The following is a 7810-nucleotide window of genomic DNA, read 5'->3' on the forward strand; positions in this document are numbered from 1 at the left end:
TTCCTCTTAAATTAATCTAACTCGCCCGGAGGTAAAGGCTTGTATTCGATCGCCCGCCAAGCATACTAACAAGCAGCCGCTTCCGTCAATGCCGGCGGCTTCTCCGCAGATGGTTTCGGAGGAAAGTTCGATCGCCACCGGGCAGCCAATCAACGCATCGCGGCGGCGCAATTCGGGTAAAAGTAGCGCTAAACCGGACTTGGAGGCTGGCTTGTCTGTGGTAGAAAACATATCGGCTAGTTCGAGTAAATAGTGCCGCAGTCGATCGACCAAACACAGTTCATCTGGTACTGTACTAGCAATAGAATGCAAGCTTACCGCATTGCCGAGATCCCTTTCATCCAATCCCGCAGCCGCGAAATCTACGCAGCGGTTGACTCCAATTCCCACAACGGCGCGAGTTTTGCCCAAAGCATTGCCGTTGGTAGCTTCGCAGAGAATTCCGGCTAATTTGTGGCGATCGATCCAGACATCGTTTGGCCATTTCAGGCGCAGCATATCGCGACAGTCGGGCACCAAATCTTCGATCGCGTAAATCACCGCTAAACCGGCTGCTAAACTGAGCCCGGGCAACAGAGTGGGGTTGAGGTTGTCGAGAACAAAACTAACAGTCAAGACACCGCTTGGGGCGTGCCAGGTGCGCCCGTGTTGGCCGCGCCCGCTGGTTTGCCGCCTAGTAAATACTGCATCTCCGTGGTGGAGTTTGGCCGCGCGGGCGATCGCCCAACTGTTGGTACTCGGACAGCTATCCAAGGAGTGTAGCCAGTGATGGAGGTTGGGGCGATCGGGTTCTGTGGTTGCGGGCACGGGAGTTAAGGGCAATTCAGACAATGTTGGATTTGTAGTATTTGATATATAAAAGCTGATTATCGCATTTTCCCGAAGTGCCACCTCGCGCGACGGCGAGAATTCAGAGAAATTGGAGTGTACTACAGTTTCAGCATCAGATTCACCTTACGCCACAACATCAGTTTAGCCGCAAAATCTCTTGATTTATAAGGGTTTATGGGAACGCCGAGGGTTGGTAGGAGCGATCGGCACCCCTTTAAAAAACCCAATTTTTAAAAAAGTTGTATTACCCCCTTGACAGTCTTGTATTATGCAATGTAGTATAAATGTATGGCGAAGGGAAAGAGCTTCAAAGCCTTTTCCCACGAGCAATATGAACCTTGAAAACAGAATAGGAAGTTAATCGTGTCACATAATTGTGGACATCGGCGGTGTAGACTCCGGCAACAATAGCCCGATCGGGTTGTAGTACGCGGAATCAACCGCCACCCCGTCCCAACTTGAGTAATTCAAAGACAGAATATTGTTCATTTTCGCGGGGGTATAGCTCAACCGGTCAGAGCAGTCGCCTGTCGAGCGAAAGGTTGCGAGTTCAAATCTCGTTACTCCCGTCAGTCGATTTTAGATTTTAGATTTTAGATTTTAGATTTACTCCACAGGAGAAGAATCTGGGAATTGGAACTTTGGTCTAAAATCTACACCTCCTGTCGGAAAGCAAGTATCCGTTTTTCGGCGGGGGTCAAAGTCCCGTAGGCAAAAGTCAAGCCGTCTCCCCCTCAAGGAGAAGATTGCGAGTGCAAACCTCGTCGGGACTCCCAGGTTAGGTGGCCGAGTGGTTGAAGGCGTCGGTCTGCAAAACCGAATTGCGCGGGTTCAAATCCCGCCCTAACCTCTGTTCCCAATCAGAAATTAAAAAATAGAAATTAAAAGATTAAACTAACAGTCTTTTAATTAATTTTTTTAACTTTGAAAAGGAACGAAGCGAAAGTGACATTGCAGCGTAGCTTAATCATAAAGCCCCAAGTTCATACCTTGGTCAATGCGGGTATCGCTTCGCGGAAGCAAGCTACAAATCCCGCCGCTGCCACCACAAGCAGGGATGGTGTAACTGGCAACACTCTGGTCTCCAAAACCAGCATTCTGAGTTCAAATCTCAGTTCCTGTGCCAATTTATAGTGCTGTAGGCAAATGGTTTAAGCCGCTTGGTTTTCACCCAAGTGATTGCGGGTTCAACTCCCGTCAGCACTTCCAAACTGGGTCGGCCCTCCTATTGGTGTGGGTACCTGTCTGTAAAACAGTAGCTTAAAGCGTTGCTGGTTCAATTCCAGCCCGACCCATTTGTAACTGCATTTAATCCGCAGTTGCAATTTTGAGAACGTGGTGTAGCCGGATAACATCTCAGTTAATAAAACTGAAGATTGAGGGTTCAAATCCCTCCGTTCTCGCGCTCGGAGAGGTGGCCGAGTGGCTTAAGGCGCTTTCCTGCTAAGAAAGAGCGGTTTAACAACCGTCGTGGGTTCAAATCCCACCTTCTCCGTTTTCCCCCGATAGCTCAGTTGGTAGAGCGCTTGTGTGAAGGACAAGAGGGCGTCAGTTCGATACTGACTTGGGGGATTGCGTTGCCTTATAGCTCAATGGTAGAGCAAGCGGTTGTTAACCGCTAGGTTGTAGGTTCGAGTCCTGCTGGGGCAGCCATTTTTTAAATTGCCGGGTAGACAAATTGGTAAAGTCGCCTATCTCTGAAATAGGAGTTTCTGTAGGTTCAAAGCCTACCCCGGCACCCAATTATTGGGAAGTCGCCTAATCGGTATGGCACCGCTCTTTGAAAGCGGCAAAATGCAGGTTCGATCCCTGCCTTCCCAGTTCTGCTATTACCAAAGCAGATCAATTACACTCCTGTAGCCCAATTGGCAGAGGCCGCAATTTCAAAAATTGTGTGGTGTGAGTTCAAATCTCACCAGGAGTACCAAATTTTTAACTAAGTTTCTAGTTGCTCCTGTGGCGGAATTGGCAGACGCGGCAGACTTAAAATCTGTTTTATTTTGAGTGTGAGTTCGAGTCTCACTAGGAGCATAAACGGGATGTAATTCAGCGGCCAGAAGCCATGCTTTGGGAGCATGGAGTCGTTGGTTCAAATCCAACCATCCCGACTTTACCCCTGTGATGTAATTGGAAAACATCACTCGCTTAGAACGAGTGTTTTTTGCAGGTTCGAGGCCTGTCAGGGGTATGAGGTTTTATTCAATCTCAAATCTCAAATCTCAAATCTCAAATCTCAAATCGGTTTTGCCCCTGTAGCCCAATCGGTAGAGGCGCTAGATTTAGGATCTAGTTAGTGCTGGTTCGAGGCCAGTCAGGGGTATTTGGTGACTTCGCGGGTGAAGTAGCCTGGGTAGGCTTGGAGGTCTCATAAGCCTCTTAATAGCAGGTTCAACTCCTGCCCCCGCCACCAAAAATGCAGGTGTGATGTAATTGGCAACATGAGGCTCTTGTAAAGCTTTCTTGCAGGTTCAAATCTCGCCATCTGCTGTGCTGGTGTAGCTCAATTAGGCAGAGCAACTGATTTGTAATCAGTCGGTTGTAGGTTCAATTCCTATCACCAGCCCCACAATTGCGGATATGGTGTAACGGTAGCATTCGAGTCTTCCAAACTCTAGGCACGAGTTCGAGCCTCGTTATCCGCTTGGGCAAACAAGAAGTTTGTTAAATCTCACATCTTGCACCATTCTCAAGAACAGGCAAGATGCCTGTTCCACAAAGAGTAGATTTCCTTGTGGAACGGACCGCAGCCTGTTCATAAAATGCTTATTGACAATGGCGCAACATCTCAGTTAAATTCAAAATCTCAAATTTTAAATCCTCAAGAACAGGCAAGATGCCTGTTCCACAAAGAGTAGATTTTCTTGTGGAACGGGCATCTTGCCCGTTCAAAAGGCTTATTGACAAGGGTGCAACATCTCAGTTAAATCCAAAATCTCAAATCTCAAATCGGTTTGCGGGTGTGATGTAAAGGCTAGCATCTGAGTATGCCATTCTCAGCGCATGGGTTCGAGTCCCATCATCCGCTTTTGTAGTCCTGAGCTTCGATGGTAGAGCGTTTGCCTTACAAGCAGACGCGGGGTAATCTCCTGTCAGGACTACCAATTTATGGGAGTGTAGCTCAATGGATAGAGCGCCGCGCTTCGGACGCGGATGTTGTGGGTTCGAGTCCTACCACTCTCGTTGTTTTTGCTTTAATTTAAGGAGGTTGATTCCATTGAATGGATAATTTTTTATATTAAGAGCGATCGCCCTTTGCGTGTCCGAATCTTTGGAGCCTACATACTTTAGTACGAGAGGAAAGGTAACGCTGTCAAAATCAGCGGGCGTTTGCGAACGAGGAGTGCGATGAACCCGGCAGGTTGGCTTAAAGGTAGCCATCCTTTAAAGAGTGTGTAATAACTCATCGGCCCAGTCCCTCTAGTAACTGAGAAAACGCAATGCTCTGATAACTTGCACGGAAAGTGCGCGCGTGCGCAGCTATCCCGTAGGGAATCGCACATTAACAAAAAACATGGGAGCGTAACTCAACTGGATAGAGTGTCGAGCTTCTACCTCGAATGTTGTGGGTTCAAGTCCTACCGCTCCTGCTGTCTGGGGTTCGTAGCTTAATTGGTAAAGCATCTAACTGGCTGTTAGAAAGATATCGGTTCAAATCCGATCGCAATCCACCACACCAATTTTAGATTTTAGATTTTAGATTTTAGATTTTAGATTTTAGATTTTAGATTGACTCCACAGATGAATCTGGGAGCTTGAACATTCATCTAAAATTCGATTTCTCCACAACTTAAGTCGGAGGGTTATATTCGTTTCGGGGTCATAGCTCAATTGGTAGAGCGCTTGCTTTGCACGCAAGAGGCCAGGAGTTCGATTCTCCTTGACTCCACTTGTGGTGTCTGAAGTCGAAGCGGTCGAGACGCTAGCCTGTGAAGCTAGTTATTAGCGGGTTTGAGTCCCGTCGGATACCCCTTGGAAGATGCCGCTAAATGGTTGGCAACCAGTCTTGAAAACTGGGGTACAGTTAACTGTAAGGGTTCGATTCCTTCATCTTCCTTTTAATTAACCACCGGAGGTCGAAAAGCGAGACACCGTGCTGATAACGCGGCTATAGGAGGGGCAGTACCTCCTCGGTGGATGGATTGGTTTATAATAAGTCTAGATTTGCTAGTTATTCAACATAGAAGCCATGAGCATTCAAGTTCTCAAATTAGAATGGATTCAGTAGATTTTGTTATTAAAGGATATTCAACTTTTAAACGAAATCCAAAAACTGAAATAAAATTAACCCGAAAAGACTGCTGTTCTCAAACCTCGTCAATTTGGCTGTGGTCAAGGAATTTTTACTTATATAGCAGATGATTTTGATGAAACACCTCCTGGTTTTGAAGAATATGCGTAAGTCATCAATATAGGGCTTACGCATGGGGTTCAGAAACTGGGTCTTTTACTGAATCTGCGGGCTGTAACGAAATTTTTTCGTAAAAAACCCGGTTTCCTTGGTGGGAGCGCCCGAGTCAGAAATATATTATGTGAGGTTTAATTTATATGAATTTACAGCATTACAATTACTATCTGGTGGTTGACCTTGAAGCAACTTGCTGCGATCGCGGAAATATCAGAAAAGAGGAAATGGAAATTATCGAAATAGGAGCGGTTATGGTGCATTCAGAATCTCTAAATATTGTTGATGAGTTTCAAAGCTTCATCAAACCTATTCGCCATCCTATCCTGACTGAATTCTGCAAATCGCTAACCTCTATTTCTCAAGCACAAGTCGATCGAGCTCCGACTTACCCGGAAGCGATCGCACTTCTGAAAAACTGGCTGTCTGGTTACTCAAATGGTGTATTTGGTTCCTGGGGCGATTTCGATCGCAAACAATTTCAACAAGACAGCAACTTTCACAAAGTACCTTTTCCCATTGCTTATCCTCATGTCAATCTCAAAAAATTGTTTTCGGACAAGCAAGGTTTGCGAAAACGTCATGGCATGGCAAAAGCTCTGACACTCGCGGGTTTACCGCTAGAAGGAACTCATCACCGAGGTATTGATGATGCGAGAAATATCGCCAAACTGTTGCCTTATATTCTGGAGCGAAAACACTTGTCCTGATTGGCGATCGTACATACAGCGAGCAAAATTATGGGGAGGTCGCCTAAGTGGAATGGCACCGTAAAAACTTTGGAAAAGCGGCTCCCAAAAGGACGATCGGGTTTGTTGAGTAGGGTAAAAAGTTGCTTCGCGACGTTCCCTGAAAACGCCAACGGGCAACAGGTTGCGGAAGCACTGAAAGGAATTAACAGTCCGAGATGGGGGCAGTTCTCATCTGCTTGCGGGCAGTAAGGAAGCGCGTTTCCTGAAAGTTGCTGTCGATCGATGCGGGTTCGAGTCCCGTCCTCTCCATTCAAGGTTCAAGTCCAAATCGAAGAGTTTCAACCCGTGCCCTAACAGTTAAAGCATACATACTCGGCTGTTAACCGACTAAAACCAATGCTTTACGCACTTGCACGGGTTGAACCTCAGAACCTCAGTTGTTCTTGAGGTCTAAATCGCGATCGTAGCTGCCGATTGGCCGCAGTCTGGTCATCAACTGCTTCAGCAAGAAGCCGTTGCTGTTCCAAGCGGTATAAGGAGTAGCCCCTTGTCCCTTCAGGCACAAGGTTTGTCGGGCTTTGTTGTGGCAGATATTGGCCAGCAGGCTGACGACTGACACTAAGCCGAGTTCATCGACAAGGGCTTCGAGTTCATCTTGAGTCACAAGCAAACCTCCAGGGTTGACTATTTCCCTGAATAATAGCTTAATGGGGTAAGACTGGGTACTAACTATCCCTAGTCAGGGGTATGTATGTCGTCAATGAGCTTATATTCGTTGATAGTTGCCAGCAGCATCAGTTTAGACATGGATATTCCTGACTCGTCAGACAGCTTCTTCAGCTTTTGATGAATTCGGTTGGGCATTGTGACTTTTATGGTTTTGGAAGCTTCCTCTTGTTCAGTCATTTCAAGCAGTTATGTTTAATTGAGACTAGCTTATCCTCTTTCCGAGTAACGATCGCACCTTGCTGCGATCGTCTGTAGGGATGCGGGCGCAGCGCGATAAAATGGCTGCTGCTGCGAAACTGTGCGCTAACAAATAAAAAGGTCGATCGCAAATCTCTAACCAAGAGAGCGATTGGATATATGAGTTACATTCAGAAGCAAGCAGTAACCAAACAACTTAATAAAAAAGGTGAAACATGAGAAAACTAAAATATTACGTTGCTTGCACCGTTGACGGGTTTATTGCTCGCGAAGATGGCTCATTTGATTGTTTTCCTATGTCAGGGGAGCATTTCGCTGATTTGTTCGATTCCTTTCCTGAAACTTTTCCGGCTCACTTTCAGGAAGCACAAGGCATTCGTGCAGAGAACAAGCAGTTTGATGCGGTTTTGATGGGACGGAAAACCTATGAGGTAGGGCTAAATGTTGGTGTAACTAATCCTTATCCCACCTTGAAGCAGTATGTCTTTTCGCGCACTATGAAAGCCAGTCCCGATGAGAATATAGAACTCGTTTCGGACAATCCTGTCGCAGTGGTTAAGGAATTAAAAAAAGAAACGGGTAAAGACATCTGGCTCTGCGGTGGTGGCGCTTTAGCGACCACTCTTTTTTCTGAGATTGACGAGATGATTGTAAAGTTGAATCCGCTAGTTATCGGCTCAGGAATTCCTCTTTTTTCCCGTGCACTCGCTCCGACAAATTTGGAACTTGCCGATCGCAAAATCTATAGCAACGGTTTCATGTTGCTTCATTATCGATTGCAGAAATGAGGTGTGTGTGCCACTGAAAGAAACCTAGTTTTTTACCGTTGATGCGGGCGGTAACGAACTATTATCGCAAAAAACCCGGTTTCTGACCACCCGTGCGTAAGTCTTATAGGAATGATAATTAAATAACTTCCACAAGTTTGTGGGATGGGCGTCCCGCCCGGCCGTTTTGG

At 46.4% G+C, this 7810-nt stretch carries 5 protein-coding genes and 27 tRNA genes; 29 read left to right on the forward strand and 3 right to left on the reverse strand.

Features of this window, described 5'->3' with window-relative positions; genetic code table 11:
* Positions 1 to 6 precede the first annotated feature (6 nt).
* Positions 7 to 831: a biotin--[acetyl-CoA-carboxylase] ligase gene (locus QUB61_RS18585; RefSeq protein ID WP_333127036.1), complete on the reverse strand. Its 825-nt coding sequence runs from the start codon at positions 829 to 831 to the stop codon at positions 7 to 9.
* A gap of 495 nt (positions 832 to 1326) precedes the next feature.
* Between QUB61_RS18585 and QUB61_RS18590 the strand changes: the two genes are divergently transcribed.
* The 28 genes from QUB61_RS18590 to QUB61_RS18725 all read left to right on the forward strand — a co-directional run bounded on the left by QUB61_RS18590 (position 1327) and on the right by QUB61_RS18725 (position 5943).
* Positions 1327 to 1400 (forward strand) — tRNA-Asp (locus tag QUB61_RS18590).
* A 132-nt stretch (positions 1401 to 1532) separates the two neighbouring features.
* Positions 1533 to 1607 (forward strand) — tRNA-Glu (locus QUB61_RS18595).
* Positions 1608 to 1681, forward strand: a tRNA-Cys gene (locus tag QUB61_RS18600).
* Positions 1682 to 1882: 201 nt separating this feature from the next.
* Positions 1883 to 1957, forward strand: a tRNA-Trp gene (locus tag QUB61_RS18605).
* Between the two features lie 6 nt (positions 1958 to 1963).
* Positions 1964 to 2040: transfer RNA gene (locus tag QUB61_RS18610), tRNA-Glu, on the forward strand.
* A 4-nt stretch (positions 2041 to 2044) separates the two neighbouring features.
* Positions 2045 to 2126 (forward strand) — tRNA-Tyr (locus tag QUB61_RS18615).
* A gap of 34 nt (positions 2127 to 2160) precedes the next feature.
* Positions 2161 to 2234: transfer RNA gene (locus QUB61_RS18620), tRNA-Tyr, on the forward strand.
* Positions 2235 to 2239: 5 nt separating this feature from the next.
* Positions 2240 to 2326, forward strand: a tRNA-Ser gene (locus QUB61_RS18625).
* A gap of 4 nt (positions 2327 to 2330) precedes the next feature.
* A tRNA-Phe gene (locus QUB61_RS18630) sits at positions 2331 to 2403 on the forward strand.
* A 6-nt stretch (positions 2404 to 2409) separates the two neighbouring features.
* Positions 2410 to 2484, forward strand: a tRNA-Asn gene (locus QUB61_RS18635).
* Between the two features lie 10 nt (positions 2485 to 2494).
* Positions 2495 to 2573 (forward strand) — tRNA-Gln (locus tag QUB61_RS18640).
* Between the two features lie 5 nt (positions 2574 to 2578).
* A tRNA-Gln gene (locus tag QUB61_RS18645) sits at positions 2579 to 2652 on the forward strand.
* 29 nt (positions 2653 to 2681) lie between these two features.
* A tRNA-Leu gene (locus QUB61_RS18650) sits at positions 2682 to 2758 on the forward strand.
* A gap of 23 nt (positions 2759 to 2781) precedes the next feature.
* Positions 2782 to 2862, forward strand: a tRNA-Leu gene (locus QUB61_RS18655).
* 4 nt (positions 2863 to 2866) lie between these two features.
* A tRNA-Pro gene (locus QUB61_RS18660) sits at positions 2867 to 2939 on the forward strand.
* A gap of 138 nt (positions 2940 to 3077) precedes the next feature.
* Positions 3078 to 3151 (forward strand) — tRNA-Leu (locus QUB61_RS18665).
* 95 nt (positions 3152 to 3246) lie between these two features.
* Positions 3247 to 3318, forward strand: a tRNA-Thr gene (locus tag QUB61_RS18670).
* 2 nt (positions 3319 to 3320) lie between these two features.
* A tRNA-Thr gene (locus tag QUB61_RS18675) sits at positions 3321 to 3397 on the forward strand.
* A gap of 5 nt (positions 3398 to 3402) precedes the next feature.
* Positions 3403 to 3473 (forward strand) — tRNA-Gly (locus tag QUB61_RS18680).
* 311 nt (positions 3474 to 3784) lie between these two features.
* A tRNA-Gly gene (locus tag QUB61_RS18685) sits at positions 3785 to 3856 on the forward strand.
* A 5-nt stretch (positions 3857 to 3861) separates the two neighbouring features.
* Positions 3862 to 3932, forward strand: a tRNA-Val gene (locus QUB61_RS18690).
* 6 nt (positions 3933 to 3938) lie between these two features.
* Positions 3939 to 4011: transfer RNA gene (locus tag QUB61_RS18695), tRNA-Arg, on the forward strand.
* Positions 4012 to 4344: 333 nt separating this feature from the next.
* Positions 4345 to 4418, forward strand: a tRNA-Arg gene (locus tag QUB61_RS18700).
* Positions 4419 to 4425: 7 nt separating this feature from the next.
* Positions 4426 to 4502 (forward strand) — tRNA-Ala (locus tag QUB61_RS18705).
* Positions 4503 to 4644: 142 nt separating this feature from the next.
* A tRNA-Ala gene (locus QUB61_RS18710) sits at positions 4645 to 4717 on the forward strand.
* A gap of 6 nt (positions 4718 to 4723) precedes the next feature.
* Positions 4724 to 4798 (forward strand) — tRNA-His (locus tag QUB61_RS18715).
* A gap of 4 nt (positions 4799 to 4802) precedes the next feature.
* Positions 4803 to 4885, forward strand: a tRNA-Ser gene (locus QUB61_RS18720).
* A gap of 491 nt (positions 4886 to 5376) precedes the next feature.
* Positions 5377 to 5943 carry a 3'-5' exonuclease gene (locus QUB61_RS18725; RefSeq protein ID WP_333127034.1) on the forward strand — a complete coding sequence of 189 codons (567 nt, stop codon included), beginning with the start codon at positions 5377 to 5379 and terminating at the stop codon, positions 5941 to 5943.
* Between the two features lie 415 nt (positions 5944 to 6358).
* Here the strand turns inward: QUB61_RS18725 and QUB61_RS18730 are convergent, their stop codons facing one another.
* On the reverse strand, positions 6359 to 6589 hold the full coding sequence (locus QUB61_RS18730) for a hypothetical protein (protein ID WP_333033740.1): 231 nt from the start codon (positions 6587 to 6589) through the stop codon (positions 6359 to 6361).
* A 71-nt stretch (positions 6590 to 6660) separates the two neighbouring features.
* A complete protein-coding gene (locus QUB61_RS18735; RefSeq protein ID WP_333127032.1) occupies positions 6661 to 6831 on the reverse strand; it encodes a hypothetical protein in 171 nt (56 codons plus the stop codon).
* Positions 6832 to 7067: 236 nt separating this feature from the next.
* Here QUB61_RS18735 and QUB61_RS18740 point away from each other — a divergent pair, with 236 nt between their 5' ends.
* Positions 7068 to 7640, forward strand: coding sequence for a dihydrofolate reductase family protein (locus tag QUB61_RS18740; protein WP_333127030.1), 573 nt, complete (start codon positions 7068 to 7070; stop codon positions 7638 to 7640).
* Positions 7641 to 7810 lie beyond the last annotated feature (170 nt).

This window comes from Microcoleus sp. C2D2, from assembly GCF_036702495.1.
Classification (GTDB): Bacteria; Cyanobacteriota; Cyanobacteriia; order Cyanobacteriales; family Microcoleaceae; genus Microcoleus.